The sequence below is a fragment of the Caballeronia sp. LZ029 genome (assembly GCF_031451275.1).
GTDB lineage: Bacteria > Pseudomonadota > Gammaproteobacteria > Burkholderiales > Burkholderiaceae > Caballeronia > Caballeronia jiangsuensis.
In genome coordinates, this window is sequence record NZ_JARUXO010000003.1 from 1014289 (window position 1) to 1030695 (window position 16407).

16 protein-coding genes are annotated in these 16407 nt (G+C 62.8%); 6 read left to right on the plus strand and 10 right to left on the minus strand.

The features are described from left to right. Positions 1 to 6: 6 nt before the first annotated feature. The 3 genes from QCE73_RS24045 to QCE73_RS24055 form a co-directional block, all read right to left on the minus strand. Positions 7 to 981, minus strand: coding sequence for a substrate-binding domain-containing protein (locus QCE73_RS24045; RefSeq protein ID WP_035499743.1), 975 nt, complete (start codon positions 979 to 981; stop codon positions 7 to 9). Between the two features lie 106 nt (positions 982 to 1087). Beyond that, a complete protein-coding gene (locus QCE73_RS24050) occupies positions 1088 to 2155 on the minus strand; it encodes a LacI family DNA-binding transcriptional regulator (protein WP_309883877.1) in 1068 nt (355 codons plus the stop codon). Between the two features lie 97 nt (positions 2156 to 2252). Further along, positions 2253 to 2837 (minus strand): DUF1349 domain-containing protein, encoded by a 585-nt coding sequence (locus QCE73_RS24055; RefSeq protein WP_309883878.1) that lies wholly within the window; start codon positions 2835 to 2837, stop codon positions 2253 to 2255. A 155-nt stretch (positions 2838 to 2992) separates the two neighbouring features. Here QCE73_RS24055 and QCE73_RS24060 point away from each other — a divergent pair, with 155 nt between their 5' ends. After that, complete coding sequence (locus tag QCE73_RS24060; RefSeq protein ID WP_309883879.1) at positions 2993 to 4405, plus strand: DUF308 domain-containing protein; 1413 nt, start codon at positions 2993 to 2995, stop codon at positions 4403 to 4405. A gap of 15 nt (positions 4406 to 4420) precedes the next feature. Here the strand turns inward: QCE73_RS24060 and QCE73_RS24065 are convergent, their stop codons facing one another. After that, complete coding sequence (locus tag QCE73_RS24065) at positions 4421 to 4678, minus strand: hypothetical protein (RefSeq protein ID WP_035499747.1); 258 nt, start codon at positions 4676 to 4678, stop codon at positions 4421 to 4423. A 40-nt stretch (positions 4679 to 4718) separates the two neighbouring features. Next, positions 4719 to 5558: an NAD(P)H-binding protein gene (locus QCE73_RS24070; protein ID WP_309883880.1), complete on the minus strand. Its 840-nt coding sequence runs from the start codon at positions 5556 to 5558 to the stop codon at positions 4719 to 4721. 113 nt (positions 5559 to 5671) lie between these two features. On the opposite strand from QCE73_RS24070, the gene QCE73_RS24075 reads away from it, so the two are divergent. Beyond that, positions 5672 to 6307, plus strand: coding sequence for a TetR family transcriptional regulator (locus QCE73_RS24075; protein ID WP_309883881.1), 636 nt, complete (start codon positions 5672 to 5674; stop codon positions 6305 to 6307). A gap of 13 nt (positions 6308 to 6320) precedes the next feature. Here QCE73_RS24075 and QCE73_RS24080 read toward each other — a convergent pair whose 3' ends face one another. The 3 genes from QCE73_RS24080 to QCE73_RS24090 form a co-directional block, all read right to left on the minus strand. Next, on the minus strand, positions 6321 to 7403 hold the full coding sequence (locus QCE73_RS24080; RefSeq protein WP_250485370.1) for a glycosyltransferase family 2 protein: 1083 nt from the start codon (positions 7401 to 7403) through the stop codon (positions 6321 to 6323). Between the two features lie 499 nt (positions 7404 to 7902). Continuing rightward, complete coding sequence (locus QCE73_RS24085) at positions 7903 to 8130, minus strand: hypothetical protein (protein WP_309883882.1); 228 nt, start codon at positions 8128 to 8130, stop codon at positions 7903 to 7905. A gap of 81 nt (positions 8131 to 8211) precedes the next feature. Beyond that, entirely contained in the window at positions 8212 to 9264 is a 1053-nt protein-coding gene (locus QCE73_RS24090) for a LacI family DNA-binding transcriptional regulator (RefSeq protein ID WP_309883883.1), read from the minus strand. A 146-nt stretch (positions 9265 to 9410) separates the two neighbouring features. On the opposite strand from QCE73_RS24090, the gene QCE73_RS24095 reads away from it, so the two are divergent. Genes QCE73_RS24095 through QCE73_RS24105 form a run of 3 tightly spaced genes read left to right on the plus strand, consistent with a single transcriptional unit; the run spans position 9411 to position 11699 of the window. Beyond that, entirely contained in the window at positions 9411 to 10496 is a 1086-nt protein-coding gene (locus QCE73_RS24095) for a fatty acid desaturase family protein (RefSeq protein WP_309883884.1), read from the plus strand. 39 nt (positions 10497 to 10535) lie between these two features. Next, positions 10536 to 10844 (plus strand): non-heme iron oxygenase ferredoxin subunit, encoded by a 309-nt coding sequence (locus tag QCE73_RS24100; protein WP_035499758.1) that lies wholly within the window; start codon positions 10536 to 10538, stop codon positions 10842 to 10844. Positions 10845 to 10889: 45 nt separating this feature from the next. Beyond that, positions 10890 to 11699 carry an SDR family oxidoreductase gene (locus QCE73_RS24105; protein ID WP_309883885.1) on the plus strand — a complete coding sequence of 270 codons (810 nt, stop codon included), beginning with the start codon at positions 10890 to 10892 and terminating at the stop codon, positions 11697 to 11699. Positions 11700 to 11711: 12 nt separating this feature from the next. Here QCE73_RS24105 and QCE73_RS24110 read toward each other — a convergent pair whose 3' ends face one another. Then, positions 11712 to 13667: a Cache 3/Cache 2 fusion domain-containing protein gene (locus QCE73_RS24110; RefSeq protein WP_309883886.1), complete on the minus strand. Its 1956-nt coding sequence runs from the start codon at positions 13665 to 13667 to the stop codon at positions 11712 to 11714. An 85-nt stretch (positions 13668 to 13752) separates the two neighbouring features. Next, entirely contained in the window at positions 13753 to 14625 is an 873-nt protein-coding gene (locus QCE73_RS24115) for a DMT family transporter (protein WP_309883887.1), read from the minus strand. Positions 14626 to 15059: 434 nt separating this feature from the next. Here QCE73_RS24115 and QCE73_RS24120 point away from each other — a divergent pair, with 434 nt between their 5' ends. After that, positions 15060 to 16349, plus strand: a complete 1290-nt coding sequence (locus tag QCE73_RS24120) for an MFS transporter (RefSeq protein WP_035499763.1) — start codon at positions 15060 to 15062, stop codon at positions 16347 to 16349. Positions 16350 to 16407 lie beyond the last annotated feature (58 nt).

The window sequence follows — 16407 nt, forward strand, 5'->3', positions numbered from 1 at the left end:
TTACGCTCAATGACTCGCGATGTACTGCTTCGCGTTGTCGACGAAGATGCCTTGCGTCGGCAGCGTGACCTTCTTCGGCACCTTGTCGCCATGCAATACCTTGAGCGACTGGCGGATGCCTTCCGCGCCCGGCGTCGGATACATGAACGTGCCCGCGAGCAGCCCTTGTTCGACCCATGTCGCGCCTTCCTGCGGCAAGCCGTCGATGCCCACGAACTTGATGCTCTTCTCGCGGCCCGCATCCTTCGCGGCGAGATATGCGCCATAGGCCATCGGGTCGTTGTGCGCATAGACCACGTCGATCTTCGGCTGCACGCGCAGCACGGTCTTCATATAGTCGTAGGCCTTGTCCTGCTTCCAGTCGCAATCCACCCGTTCGCCCACGCGCTTGATGCCTTTCTCCTTGGCGATGGCCTTGTCCGCGCCGTCGTGACGATCGTGCGCGGGCTGCGCGCCGAAGCCGCCCCAGATCTCGACGAGATTGCCCTGCGCCTTGCCCGGCCCGCCCGTCAGCTTGACGATGAAGTTGCCCGCTTCCTCGCCGATTTGCACGTTGTCGCCGCCGATGAACTGCGTGAACTGGTCGCCGTTGACTTCACGATCCAGCACGAACACGGGAATGCCTGCTTTGAAGGCCTTTTCCACGACGCCGGTGAGTCCCGCCGACTCCTTGGGCGAGATGAAGATCGCGTCCATCTTCTGCGTGATGAAGTTCTCCATGTCGGCGTTCTGTTTGTCGGTGCGGTCGCCTGCATCGGCGATGATCAGCTCGACCTCGGGATGCTTCGCGGCCTCGGCCTTCATGTCCTTGTTGAACTGCACGCGCCACGGCTCGACGGTCGTGACCTGCGAGAACCCGAAGCGATACTTCTTCTGCTGCGCGAACGCCGGTTGCGCGATGAGCGCGGATAACGAGCCGATCGCGCCGGCCAGCGGTGCGGCGATGAGACTCGCGGTGATGATGCGTCGTTTGCTGTCCATTGCGTCTCTCCTGTTTTGGTTGCCAGCTTCGGGTCTGGTTTTCAGGGCTTGCTGATGCTCTCGCTGGTTCTGATCTTCGATGAAAAAATAAAACGTTATAGCGCCGTCAGCGATCCGCGAGAGCGGCGCGCTTGCGGGTTTCCCTGGTCATGGCCTTGCACGGCGGCGCGGTGCTTTCGCGCACGCGCAAATCGGCCTTCATGCGCAGATGCACCGGCTCCGATGATTCGCCTTGCAACTGCTTGTGCAGCAATTGCCAGATCGCGCGTCCCACGGCCTCCACCGGCTGATGGATCGAACTGATGCGCGGATGCAGCACCGACATCCACGGCGCATCGTCGAAGGAGAGCAGCGAGATGTCGTCGGGCAGGCGCAATTCGGCGTCGCGTATCGCGCGCAATGCGCCGAGCGTCGCCACGTTCGCGCCCGTGAACAATGCGGTCGGGCGATCGCGTTCCGACAGCAGCCCGAGCGTGGCCGCATGGCTTTCCGTATCCGTCATCCCGCACACGACGACGCGCGCATGACGCGCGAGCCCCGCGCGTTTCATCGCGTCGAGATAGCCGTCCGCGCGCTCGCGGCTGTTGACGAGATCGAGCGCATTGACAATGAACGTGATGCGCTTGTGCCCGAGCGCGACCAGATGATCGGTGCCATCGCTCGCGGCGCGGCGGCTATCGGTGGTGACGGTATCGGCGGGAAAGCTGTTGTCGACGCGATCCGCCATGACGAGCGGCACGTCGCATTCGCGCAGTTCTTCGATCGCGTGATCGTAGCCATGACACGGAATGATGATCATGCCCGCCACCTGCCGCGACAGCACGAAGCGGATGCGTTCGGCTTCGCGCGCGGGATCTTCCTGCGCATGTGCGAGCAGCAGTCGATAACCGCTCGCGAGCGCATGATCCTCGACCACGCACAACAGTTCGATGAAGAACGAGTTGGTCAGATCGGGCACGACGAAACCGATGGACGTCGAACGGCTGCTGCGCAACTCCGCCGCGAGGCTGTTGCGCCGGTAGCCGAGCTTGCGCGCCGCGTCCCGGACCTGCTGCCGCCGTGCGGGACTCACGCCTTCCGCGCCCGCCATGACCTTCGACGCGGTGCCGAGCGAGACGCCCGCCGCGTTGGCGACGTCCTTCAACGTGCGGGCCGGTTTTTTTCGTGAGTCCAAGGCGCGATGTCGTCGATATTTTGAAACGTTTCAAAATATTAGGAAGCGCAGGCGACCGGAGCAAGTGAGTGTTTTTACCGAGCCGGAGTGCGCCGCTTCACATCGAGACGTCGTGCAGGTCCTTCACAATGGGCGGGCCGATCCTGAAGTCTGAGAAACGCACGTTGAGACCGCCGCGCTCCGGCGTGCAGCACATCGGGCCGACGAGCCATTGCGCATTCGCACCGCTTGGCGCGAAAGGCGCGAGGCGCATGAGGGTCCAGTTGCGTTCATCGGTGCTGCATTGCACTTTGAGGACGCCTTGCGCGATCGTCATGCGCAGCCGGAAGCGGTTCGTGTCGGCGCGTGAACTGAGCGACCAGTCGGAGAGATCGTTCGTGAGTACGGTGCTGAAGCTGAGTGCGCCGTCGCTGTATTCGGCACCGGCCTTGATCCAGCGCTCGGCGCTCTCGCGCACCATGAGGCCGGCCTGGTCGTAGAGCGAGGAGAAATCGCCATCGACCGCGACTTCGGCCGTGAAATCGCCGTCCACGCTCGCCGCCAGAACGTGGCCGTTATCGCGCACGAAGCCGTAGTGAGTCTTGCGCCAGAAGTCGGTGTGCGTGTCGGTGGTGACGAAGAGCGTGTCGTTCTCGACGCGCCATTGCGCGGGCTCGTTGATCCATCGGCATTGCTCGAACATGGCGTCTCCGTCGCGTGAGGATGGGCAGCGCAAGTATGTCACGGCGTATTCGTGATGCGGTGCAGCGCATTCGAACGATCGTGCGATAGGGTTCGCTGCGCCGACTGCACTAACATGTACCCGCACTTACCGTCATTTTTTGGAAAGAGAGAACGATGGTCAAGCTGATGATGATCCTGCTGGGCGTGGACTATTTGCGCAATCGCTGGCGCAGTCTGCTGGTGATCGGCTGGCTGTTGCTCGTTATCGGCATCGGTGTATTCATCGATGCGCTCGACGGCGCGCTGGGCTTTCCGATCGCCTTCGTCGGCTGGTTGCTGCTGATCGAGGCCGCGCTTACGCTGGCTGTCGCGTGGGCTGGCGTCGGCGGTCAGCGCAGGTTGCGCTACGCGAAGGGCATCGCGTTCGCGCTCACGGCGGCACTCATCTTCGAAGGGAATCATCACGGCCACTTCATTCTCTCGATACTGATCGGCCTTGCGTTTCTCTTCGATGGTCTCTTGCAGGCGACGTCGGCGCTCGTCGTGCGTTACCGGCGCTATCGTGTCGCGTTCGGCTTCGCGATCTTCGAGATCGCGCTCGGCGTCTTCATGATTCAACCGTTTCCGACGCACTATAAAGGCACGGTGCCGTATTGCATCGGTGCGTTCTTCATCTTCGCGGGATGGAATCTCATCATGATCGCGATGCGCGTGCGCAAGCTGACGAGCAACCCTGCCGTATGGGGCGATGCGAGCGCGGAAGCGGCGAGCGTTGCGGGCAAGGGACATGACAGCGCGCTTCCTGCATTGCAGGCGAGAGAGTGGGACGGCCCGCCCGCCGACGATGAACCAGCGCTCACGGTGCACGTATGGACGCCGGTGGGATCGTCGAAGGCAGAGACGCAGTGGCATCCGATCGTCGATCGTTATATCGCCGCGGTGGATCGCAATGGCGTGATTTCGACAGGCCACGCCGCGCTCGAATCGCCGGAGGGAATCTATGTGAGTCTCTATCCCGCGGTGGAAATCGACCGCTCGCCCGATGACTTCGCGCGCCTCTTGCGCGCCACGCGCGAGAACGACGTGCCGGGCGTATTTCAACCGAGCTATGCGATCGAATCGAAGGCATGGTGCCCATCGACCGTGCGTGTGCGCATTCGCAATTACGATCCCGCTCGGCTCGATAGCTTCTGGCGCAACTATCGCGAGGATACGACGTATAACCTCACGCACCGCAATTGTTCGAGCAGCGTGTCGCGCGCGCTCGATGCCGCGCTGGAAGGCGCGGCAGGGCGTTTGTACGGTGCGCGCGCGGGCTGGGGCGCGCTCTTCAGGATGATCGTCACGCCGGAACTGTGGGTCGCGGCGCAGGTGCGCAAGCGCGCGGTGACGATGGCCTGGACGCCCGGCCTCACGCTCGACTATGCGCGCGCGCTCAGCATGGTCGCCGATCCGCGTCCTTATGGCTGGCTCAAGGTCGCGCGCATGGCGCTCACGAAGATGCGCGCATCGCGGCGTGCATGGCGCGAGGAAGGGACGCTTGCGCCACGCGGTGGATCGAACGTCGATCCGCCGGCGCGCGTTTGATGAGACATGCCGCCGCTAGAGATCGAGGTCGTCGGCTTCCTTGCGCGCACGGCGCTCCTCGTTCGCGCGGCGCGCGCGCAAGCGCTGACGCGACAACTGCGCGATCACTTCGCCAGTCGATGCGCCTGCCGGGATTTCATTGCGGATGACCTTGGGCACCATCGGCAATCCCATGCGCTGCCGGCGCAACGCGCGGGCGATGGCGGTGCGGCATTCCTGCCCGTGACAATCCCATTCGTCACGGATTCGCTCACAGTAGGGACATTTTTCCATTCCTAAAGTCTACCGCGAAATAGTGCCCGCTTTTGTGCACCTATGCGCACCAGACGCCGCTTGCCGCGGTTCGCGCTGCATAGTCCTCGAAGGAGCGGGCCTCGCGATTCAGGGCGGCGCGCACGCCATCGGCAGGCTGCTCATTGCGGCCATCGAGCACGGTGGTGAAGAGATAGAGGATCAGATCGGTTTCCTCGTTCGATACGCCCGCTTCGAGCAGGCCGGCGCGAAACGCATCGGCAGGCACGGGCGCGAGATGCAGGTCGCGCCGCGAAGCCTTCGCGATGCACCCGAGCGCTTCGGCGAACGAGATCGCGCGAGGGCCGGTGAGTTCATAAAGCCTGTTTTCATGGCCCGGTTGCGTGAGTGCCGCGACGGCTGCGTCGGCGATATCTTCCGCATCGACGAAAGGCTCCTTGATATCGCCGACGGGCAGCGCGAGCGTGCCCTCGCGAATCGGATCGAGCAAAAAGCTCTCGCTGAAGTTCTGCATGAACCAACTGCAACGCAGGATGGTCCAGTTCGCGCCCGAGCGTTGCAGCGCTGCTTCGGCGGCTTGTGCCTCCTCCTCGCCGCGCCCCGAGAGGAGCACGATTCGTTCGGCGCCGCTTGCCAGCGCGGTATCGAAGAAAGCGCTGACCGTATCGAGCGCGCCTGGTACAGCAAGATCCGGCTGATACGTGACATACGCGCGCTTCACGCCTTCGAGCGCCGCGCGCCATGTCGCGCGATCGTTCCAGTCGAAGCGGGGCTGCGTGGAGCGCGCGCACGCGCGAACCGCGAGTCCCTGTGTGCGTAGCCGCTCCGCCACGCGTCGTCCCGTCTTGCCGTTGGCGCCCAGAACGAGGATGGGCGCGGCGTCGAAGTCCGATTGAGCCATGACTGTCTCCTGAGTTTAAAACGTGAGAGTTGCTCACGTTTTAAACATGATAGATACTCACATTCGACTGTCAAGCATTTTCGAGCCTGCTTTCATGCGGCAAAGGAGTCACCATGCAGGAGAAGCCGCCACGCATCGCAGCGAAGGGAAGCGTCGCGCGCAGGCAGCCCGCGCAGCAGCGCAGCCGCGAACGCCTCGATCGCATCCTGGAGGTCGCGCAGCAACTGATTGCGGAGAAGGGTAGCGAGCACGTGAAGATGAGCGAGATCGCCGAGCTTGCGGAGATATCGATCGGCTCGCTGTATCAGTATTTCCCCGACAAGCGCGCGATCGTGCGCACGCTCGCCGAGCTGTACGCGGACGAGAGCCGCCGATGCGTGCGAGAAGCGCTCGATGCGGTGCAGGACAAGGCGCAACTGCTCGACGCGTTCGCCTCGCTGGTCGACGAGTACTACGAGATCGTGATGGACAAGCCCGTGATGCGCGACATTTCGTCGGCGCTGCGCTCGGACAAGGAATTGATGAACATCGAGATTGCGGAGAGCCGCGCTTGCGGCGCGTTGCTCGCAGCGGCGATCCGGCGCGTGACGCCACGTGCGGACAGCAAGCGCGTCAGCGCGCTCGCGTTCCTGATCTGGCAACTGGGAGAAGAGACGATGCGCCTCGCCGTCGCCCACAAGCGCAGCGAAGGCGCCATGCTCGTCGATGCCTACAAGCGAATGAGCCTGCGGGCGATCGACGAGGCATGAAAGCGACGCGCGCTTATCCGCTCAACTGATTCGAGGTGCTCGGGCGCCGCTCGCGCTGATGATGATCGAGGCTGCGCCGCAATACTTTCTTGACGAGCCCCTTGAGGAAGTGGATCGAGCGGTCGGCGCGCACGTTCAGATCGAACGGCGCAAGCGCGACGACTTCACGACCGCCGTGCGCGGTGAGTTTCTCGCGCATCTTGCGATGATCGACGGCCATGGCCGTGAGCGTCTCCGATGCCTGTTTAAATGACGCACGATCGACGCGCGCGCAAACATGGCATGCGCGATGGAAGAGCTTATCGAATACGGTGAGCCAGTAATCGTCCGTCTCGCTGCCGTCGCAACGCGCGAGCGCCTCCTGACCGGACACGCGCAGATTCAGCATATCGCTCAGCTTGGCGGTTTGCGTGATGCTGCCGAAGCGCCGGCGATAGCCGATCAGCGCCTTGGGAATACGATAGATGCTGTTCGCGCGAAGATAAGTTGCGGGCACGAGCGCCATGTCCTCGTAGTTTCGTCCGACGGGAAACGGCGCTTCGTCGAAGAGGTCGGTGCGATAGGTGCGCGCCCATGCGAACGTATGGAATCGATCCGCGAATTGCTTCAGCGCCGCGCGATCCATCGGGTGGCCGCCGCTCGTTGCGTCGTCGGCGATTTCGATTTCGTCGAGCTCGCGCCCGTTATCGTCGATGATCTTGACGTTGTATTCGACCACATCCCATTTGCGCTCGGCGAGCACGGGAATGATCGCGTCGGTGAAACCCTTCAGATAGATATCGTCGCCGTCCAGGAAGCCGACATACGGCGTGCGCACCGCCGCGAGGCCCGTATTGCGCGCGGCGCTCAGGCCGCGGTTTTCCTGATGCAACAGTTCGACGTGCACGCCGCGATCGCGCTCCACGATGGCGCGCGCTGCCGCATAGGTCTCGTCGCGAGAACCGTCATCGACCACGATGATCTTCATCGCATCGATATGAGGTTGGGATAAGAGGGATTCGAGCGCTTCCTCGATATATCCCTCGATGTTATACGCCGCCACGACGATGCTGAGCAGCGGACCGGTGTCTCGCAATGAGTCACTCTCAAACGGCATAGATGACGCTCTCCGTCGATGATTGGATTTCCGTGTGCCACGCGCGTGTATCGCGGCACGTGAGACATGCAGTTGGTCTGAAGGCGACGCAAGGGACGCGTTGTTGTTGGAGCATGTCACGTCATATGGCGGGCCCCGGATGTCCCCGCCTGATGTGCATGTCGATCGAAAACACGTTAATAGAGCAGATCGGAGGAGTTACGTTCCCCGACAGTCTGCAAGTTGATCCTTCGGAAATACTAGTAGAAAAACGAGGACGTGACGCCCGCGAATCTGGAATGCCATCTGGAATGGCTCGCAAACGTTATCGTCCGGACTCGTTGCATCGTCCTCCGTGCGCTTGGACACATGCGAAGTTCATTGAAAGTAAGGAAGCGTGACAAACCGTTTCAGGTTGCAAGCAACATTCGAAACATGAGTACATTTTTCTTCTTTCGTGCCTATCCGAAATCAAAGCAGAAAAAAGTTCATACCCGGATGCCGCGCTTCCTGACTCGCTTTAATGATGTATGTAGAGCGATTGCCCCAGCGCTTGCGGCGAAGGCTGCGTCGTCCAGCCGCTTTGAACGCTGCCCTCCATGCCGGGTCCGTAATCCGAATTGGCCTTCTGCGACTGTTCGCTCTGCGCTTCGGCGTCGGCGCGCCTGGCCGGCGCGGGCGTTTGTGCGTAGGAAAGCATCGGCACCATGACGGAGGCTGCGAGCAGCGCGATTGCGAGTTTCTTCATGATCATTCTCCTTGAACGAGTGGACCTCGATAAGGAGACTAGGCGCGAAGAATTAGGCGATCGTGAGTGCTTAGCCAACGCTCAGACATTCTCCGGCGTGTAGAGCTGCGCGGGCAGAGGATACTGGCTCGCTTGCGCGGCCTCGCCCGGCAGCGCCTGCAAACTCCGCAGCATCGCCTGAATGGCGGTCTCGGCGATGCGTTGAAGCGGCGTGTCGATCACGAGGTCGATGACGCCTTCGACGAGCGCCTCGTATCGGTCGGGCATCAGATCGCTGCACACCGTGACGATGCGTCGTCCCGCGCCTTCCTCGCGCAGCGCGCGGATCACGCCGCCCACGCCGCCGCCGGGAATATAGAGGCCGGCGAGATCGGCATGGCGGGCGAGCATCGCGAGCGTTGCTTCATAGGCGAGTTGCTTGTCTTCGAGATTGATCTGCGTGTCGAGCACGCGCAATCCTGGAGCGTGCTCGCGCAAGTACGAGCGAAAGCTGATCTCGCAGCTTTCCTGACCGAGATAGCGTGGCGTGCCGACGAATACGCCGACGGTGCCTTCGTCGCGACGTGTGAGACGACTCACGGCCCACGCTGCCGTGCGCCCGCTCTTGCGCGGATCGACGCCGATATAACCCGCACGCAACGGCGCGCTCAAATCCGACAATAACGTGACCGTCGGCTTTCCCTGTGCGTGAAGCGTTTCGACGGCAGCGGTCACATGCGGATGATCCACCGCAACGACGCCGAGCGCCTGCGCCTGTTCGCCGAGCGAAAGCAGCGTGCGCGCAATCGACGCCGGGTCCAGTTCATCCATGTATTCGATGACGGCGGTGCAATGCTCGGGCTCGTGACGCGCGGCCGCGTCTGTCAGGATGCGCGCGAAGGTCTGATAGAAAGGATCGGCCCGCTTTTGCAGACAAAAGCCCAGCGTGTATCGCTCATGACGTTCGCCGCGTTGCGCGCGCAGGCGCTCGCGCATCAATCCCGCGCCGTGATAACCGATGCGCTCGGCCGCTTCGATCACGCGCAAGGCCGTGCCTTCACGCACGCTGATGCGGCTGTTGAACACGCGATCGACGGTTGCGGGACTTACTCCGGCAGCTTCGGCCACTGACTGAAGAGTGGGACGCTTGCTCATCGTTGATGTAAATGATGGATTTTCAGATCGCGCGATGATGCCTAAAGATAGCAAATGCGCGCGAACATTGCACAGCCGACGCTTCCGCTCCTATCATCGATCCAACAATAACGAATGATGTAATTCCAATCATCGGATGAGGTGACATGATGGAATCCGGGCAAGGGCATCGCGCAGGCGAGCAGGATAGCTATCGCGATTACCAGTTGATCGGCGGCGCGGGCGAGCGTGCGAAAGCCGCAGGTCTCGTCAATGCCGAGTGGTACAAGTGCGCGGTGCCGCGCCCTGTCATGAAGAGCCTGATGCAGCGCGGTGACGCACGCGCCATTCGCGACACGCTGCTCTGGTATGCGGCGATCATCGCGAGCGGCGTACTTGCATGGTTCGCGTGGCAGGCGCATTCGCTCTGGGCGATTCCGGCATTCCTTCTCTATGGCGCGCTGTACTGCGGTCCCGCGGATTCGCGCTGGCACGAGAGCGGTCACGGCACTGCATTCAAGACAGCGTGGATGAACAAAGCGCTCTATCAGGTCGCGTCGTTTCAGGTATTTCGCCGGCCGACGATATGGCGCTGGAGCCACGCGCGGCATCACACGGATACGCTCGTCGTCGGGCGGGATCGCGAGATCGCGGTGCCGCTGCCCACGGACTGGCTGAGCCTCGCGCTCAACGTGTTCGCGCTGAAGCACGCGGCGGCTGAAGTGCCGAAGATCATCTCGTCTGCGTTCGGCAATATCGGTGAAGAGGAAAAGACCTACGTGCCGGAGTCGGAATGGCCGAAGGTGATTCTGGAGGCGCGCATCACGCTCGCGATCTATGCCTTGGTGATCGGCGCGTGCCTTGTTTTTCATTCGATCCTGCCGCTGCTCTATATCGGCTTGCCGAGCCTCTATGGCGCGTGGCTTTATCTCTTCTTCGGCCTCACGCAGCATGCGGGGATGCCCGAGAACGTGCTCGATCATCGCAAGAATTGCCGCACCGTGATGATGAATCCCGTGTTCCGGTTTCTCTATCTGAACATGAACTATCACGTCGAACATCACATGTTTCCGATGGTGCCTTATCACGCGCTGCCGCGATTGCACGAAGCGGTGAAGGACGACATGCCGCCGCCCTATACGAGCACGATCGCGGCCTATGCGGAGATCATTCCGGCGCTCGCACGGCAAAGACGCGACCCGTCGTATCACGTCGAGCGGCCCATGCCCGCTTCGACCGCAACTCAAACTTGAACCGGCATAACGACATCGAGAGAAAGGAGGCGACCCGCCATGACGCAATGGATCGATGCAGCCCTGATGGACGATATCGAAGACGAAGACGTGATGCGCTTCGATCACGATGGCCGCACTTTCGCGATCTATCGCGTGAACGATGAGGTGTATGCGAGCGATGGCCTTTGCACGCACGAGCACGTCCATCTGAGCGACGGGTTCGTGATGGACCATGTCATCGAATGTCCGAAGCACAACGGCCGTTTCGACATCCGCGACGGCCGGCCGCTATGCGCGCCCGTTTGCGAAAAGTTGCGGACGTATCCCGCGAAAGTCGAGGGTGGCCGCATCTTCATCGAGATCTGACGTCGTGATCTGGCAAGCACGCGGATCACCATACGGAGAACAAAGATGACTCAGTTCGAAGGCAAGGTGGCGGTCATCACCGGTGGCGCGCAAGGCCTGGGCGCGGCCGTGGCGGCGCTCTTCGCGGAGCGCGGCGCACAGGGCATAGTGATTTGCGCGCGTTCGAAGGACAAGGGCGAAAAGAAAGCGCGCGAGCTTGCCGAAGCGAGCGGGGCGCAAGTGCGCTTCGTCGCGGCGGATCTCGCGCACGTGGACGATTGCCGCGCGGTCATCGCCGCCGCCGACCAGCAATTCGGCCGCATCGACGTGCTGGTCAACGCGGCGGCAACGACGGATCGCGGCACGATCCTCGATACCGATCCCGAGCTCTTCGATCGCATGTTCGCGACGAACGTGCGCGCGCCGTTCTTTCTGATGCAGGACACCATCCGCATCATGAAGCGCGAAGGAACGGAGGGCGCGATCGTCAATATCTGCTCGATGTCGGCGATGGCGGGACAGCCATTCATCGCTGCATATTGCGCATCGAAAGGCGCGCTCGCCACGCTCACGCAGAACACGGCTTATGCGCTGCTGCGCAATCGCATTCGCGTGAACGGATTGAATCTCGGCTGGATGGCGAGCGAGGGCGAGGACCGCATTCAGCGCACGCATCATGGCGCGGATGACGACTGGCTCGAACGCGCCGCGGCCGCACAGCCCTTCGGACGCTTGATCAATACGAACGAAGCGGCGCGCGCGGTCGCTTATCTCGCGAGCGCTGAGTCAGGGCTCATGACGGGATCGATGATCAACTTCGATCAATCGGTATGGGGCGCGTATGACGACGCGCCGCATCCTCTGGAACCGCTGTGAATAGTCGATGACTCAAACGCGAAACATGCTGACAGCGCGTTCGAGACGCTCGGCCTGATCGCGCAGTTCGGCAGCGGAGTGCTCGGCTTCCCCCACGAGCGCCGCATTCTGCTGCGTCGCTTCGCCGATCAGCATGACCGCGCTGTTCACCTGCTCGATGCCCGACGCCTGCTCGCGCGACGCGACGCCGATTTCATCGACGATCGCATTCACGCGCGACACGCGCTCGACGATGCCGCCCATCGTGCTGCTGGCATGCTCGGCGATCTTGTAGCCCTGCGAGACCTTCTGGGCCGATTCGGCGATCAGCGCTTCGATCTCTTTCACTGCGCCCGCGCTGCGTTGAGCGAGCGCGCGCACTTCCGATGCGACGACCGCGAAGCCCTTGCCATGCTCGCCCGCGCGCGCCGCTTCGACGGCCGCGTTCAACGCGAGGATGTTGGTCTGGAACGCGATGCCTTCGATGGTCGCGGTGATATCGGCGATACGGCGTGCCGATGCATCGATCTCGCTCATCGTGGCCACGACGCGTCCCACGGCGTCGCCGCCCGCGCGCGCCGCCTCCGAAGCCGACGCGACGAGCGTGCCTGCCTGCGCGGTATTCGCCGCGTTCTGCTGCACGGTGCTCGTGATCTGTTCCATGCTCGCGGCGGTTTCCTCGACGCTCGCCGCCTGCGTGGCGATGCGCGTCGCGATATCGCTGCTGCCCGACGCGATGCGCGCCGTGCCGTCGTTCATGTCCGCCGATGCGCTGCGCACTTGCGCGACGATGCCCGCGAGCCCGCGCGCAATGCCATCGATCGCCCGCATCAGGCGGCCGATATCGTCCTCGCGCGCGCTGTCGACGCGCACGGTGAGATCGCCCGCGGCGATGCGTTCCGAGGCGCGCGTGACGTCGTCGATCGGACGGCCCACGAGCTTCGTCACCGCGAAGAGCAGCACGCCGACGAGCAGCCCGACAACGACGAGGCCGAGCATCAGAAAGCGATTGCGGCTCTCGTGCACGTCCGCGAGCAGTTCGTCGCGATAGGCGATGCCGCCGATCATCCATTGCCACTGCGGCACCGTCATGTAGACGATTTCCTTCGTGCCGCCATGCACGCGCGCATCCGCACCCGCGATATCGGCGCCTTCGAACGTGAGCTGGCCTTCGTGCGAATCGAGCATCTGCCTGAAGGGCGCGACGCGTTCATCGGCCAGTTCGTTTTTCGAGCCGGGATGCACGAGCAGCTTGCCGCGATTCGCGCCACTCGATGCATCGACGACGAAGTGATAGCCGCTCGCACCGATCACGAGTTTCGCGATTCCGTCTTGCAGCGCGGCGAATTCGGAGGTCACGTCCACGCCCACGAAGAGCGCGCCGATCACGCGGCCCGATGCATCGGTGACGGGCTTGTACTCGGTGATGTACTGCTTGCCGAAGAGCGTCGCGATGCCGATATACGGCTTGCCCGCGATCATCGGCGCATACGCGGGGCCCTTCCGGTCGAGCAGCGTGCCGATCGCGCGCGTGCCGTCCTGCTTCTTGAGCGACGTGGTCACGCGCACGAAATCATCGCCGGTGCGGGCGAAGATCGTCGCGATTGCGCCGCTTTCGTCGAGAAACGCATCGGGGATCGCGAAGTCGTTGTTCAGGGGCTTGTCGCCTGCGAGAAAGCTCGGTGTCGCAACGCCGCCGATATCCACGGTGCGCGTTTCGTCGAGCGTGAAAGTGGCGGGCAGGCGGTGCGCGAAGATCGTCATGAAGCGCGTGACTTCCGCGCTCACGGCTTTGTCGTAGAGTCCGATCATCGTCGCAATCGAGCGATTCTCGCTTTCGACGCGTGCGAGCGCGTGCTCGTCGACCTGCTCGCCCGCGCTTCGCGTGACGGCGATGGTGAAGAAGGCAACGACGACTGCCGTGAGCGCGCAGGCGAGCACGGCGAATTTGGTCCCGACGTTCATGCGGGCCAGAGTATTACGAAACATGGGGGAATGACTGGACGATAAGAGTTGTAACGCTCCTTATCGGCACATCCTTGCCAGGTCTTTAATTTTTCCCTTGCGCCACGCGCTATCGGCGTTGCCTCATGGCGAGCACGACGCCCGAGAGCGTGAGCGCCATCGCGATCGCCTCGCGCGCGCCGAGCGGCTCGCCAATCGTGAGCGCCGCCGCGACGATTCCCATGATCGGCACGAGCAGCATGCCGATGGACGCGACCTCGGCGGGCAGGCGGCGCAACGTTGCGAACCATGCGAGATAGCACACGGCCATCGGCACGAGGCTCATGTAGACGAGCACGGCCCAACCGTCGAGCCCGAGCGCGGAAAAAACCGGATGCTCGATATAGAGGCCGAGCACGATCATCGGCGCACAGCCGATGCCGACTTGCCACGCGACGAGCGTGATGGGCGGGATGGGCATCGGCCCGTGCGTGATGACCGTGCCGAGGGCGAACAGCAGCGCGGCCGAAAGCGCGAACGCGATGCCGGCGAGCTTGCCGCCATCGAACGAAAGGCCGTGCGCGGACAGCAGCACGACCACGCCCGCGAGTCCCAGCGCAAGGGCGCAGAAGCCCGCGGCCGAGGGCTTGCGCTTCGCGACGGGCCACGCGAGCAGCATCGCCCAGATCGGCATCGTGTAGACGAGCAGCGCGCCTTCACTGACCGATAGCCATTTCATCGAGAGCGTGGAGAAACCCATCCACGCGAAGACATTGATCGCCGATGCGAGCAGCAGCCTCGGCACCAGCGCGCGCGGCACGCGCATGTTCTCGCCTGCCAGCCTTGCGATGACGCCGAGCAGCACGGCGGCCGCGATGCCGGCGATGCCGCGCGAGAAGAGCGGCGGCCACTCGCGCAGCAGGATTTTCATGGCGGGCCAGTTCAGTGCCCAGCCGGTGGCGGTGACGAGCAGATACAGGAGCCCCGTCAGTCGAGCAGGCATGGAAGGCTTTCGTCGTTGTTGTCGATTGGGGTTCGATCATACAGGCGCATCGGCGGGGTTCGAAGGTGTTGTGGGCGGCATTTTGTATGCGTGAGACGGCATGCAAAACGCCAAAGTGCATGCGAAACGCCGAATGCAAGCTCGTCCGAAGCGGCAGGATGGAAAATCTATAGAAAACGATTAACTGCGGGCGGCCATGAAATCCCTCGAAGAAATAAGGCGCACAGGCCCCGTATGTATGCGTTTCGGCTTGGGTTAGGGCAAACACTAGGATAGTCAGTCGAGAGCAAACCCACTATCCTTCGAAAAACGTTTTCCAAAACCCAGGCTGGCTTGCGGCTTCACCACCCACGCAGGCCATCGCCACGGCGCTCGTCGCCGGTCACGCAACAAAGAACGCGGCACGACGAGCGCCGCCGCGTCCGGAGACTTTCATGAACACTGTCGTTGCCGGCGTCGTGCGTACCGCCAGCCGCTATCGCTGGACCGTGTGCGCGCTGCTCTTCTTCGCCACGGTCATCAACTACATGGACCGGCAGATTCTCGGTCTGCTCGCCCCGATGTTGCAGCACGACATCGGCTGGACGCAGATCCAGTACGGCCGCATCGTGATCGCGTTCTCGGCGTTTTATGCGATCGGTCTGCTTTGCTTCGGACGCATCGTCGACTGGCTCGGCACGCGTATCTCCTACGCGCTCGCGATGTTCGTATGGAGCATCGCCGCTATGCTGCACGCGGCCGTCGGCTCCGTGATGGGCTTCGCGATGGTCCGCGCACTGCTCGGCATCGGCGAGGGCGGCAACTTCCCGGCCGCCATTAAGACGACCGCCGAATGGTTCCCGCGCAGTGAGCGCGCGCTCGCGACCGGAATCTTCAACTCCGGCGCGAACATCGGTGCGGTGTTCGCACCCGCGCTCATTCCGGCCATCGCGGTGGCGTTCGGCTGGCGCGCGGCATTCGTGATCGTCGGCGCGGTCGGTCTTATCTGGCTGGTCGTGTGGTTCTTCATGTATCGCCAGCCGGACGGCAGCGCGCAAGAGGACGATCTCGCGAACGAAGGCGACGAAACCCGTTCCGCCGATGCCGCCAACGCGAAAGCAGGCGCGCCGGGCTTCAAGGTGCTCATCAAGCAGCGCGAGACGTGGGCGTTCATCGTCGGCAAGTTCCTGACGGACCCGGTGTGGTGGTTCTATCTGTTCTGGCTGCCGAAGTGGCTCAACGAATCGCGCGGCATGGACATGCAGCACATCGGCTTGCCGCTCGTCGTGATCTACGCGATCACCACCATCGGCAGCATCGGCGGCGGGTGGATTTCGTCGGCGCTGCTGCGTGCGGGCTGGACCGTGAATGCGGCGCGCAAGACCGCGATGCTGATCTGCGCATGTGCAGTGTTGCCGATCGCGTTTGTCTCGCAGGCCGACAATCTGTGGGTCGCGGTGGCGATCGTCGGTCTCGCGGCGGCAGCGCACCAGGGCTGGTCGGCGAACCTCTTTACGACGGCGTCGGACCTGTTCCCGCGTCGTGCAGTGGGCGCGGTGGTCGGTATCGGCGGCATGGCCGGTTCGATCGGCGGCGTGCTGTTCTCGGAAGTGATCGGCCAGGTTCTGCAGCGCACGGGTCACTACTGGGTGCTGTTCGCGATCGGCGCATCGGCGTATCTCATCGCCTTCGCGATCATGCATATGCTCACGCCGAAGATGACGCCGGCGAAGCTCCCGGCCTGATCGCTAATTATTAGTCAAGCAGTGCGCCGCGCCGCCAGCACTCGCAACCCGCAGGCGG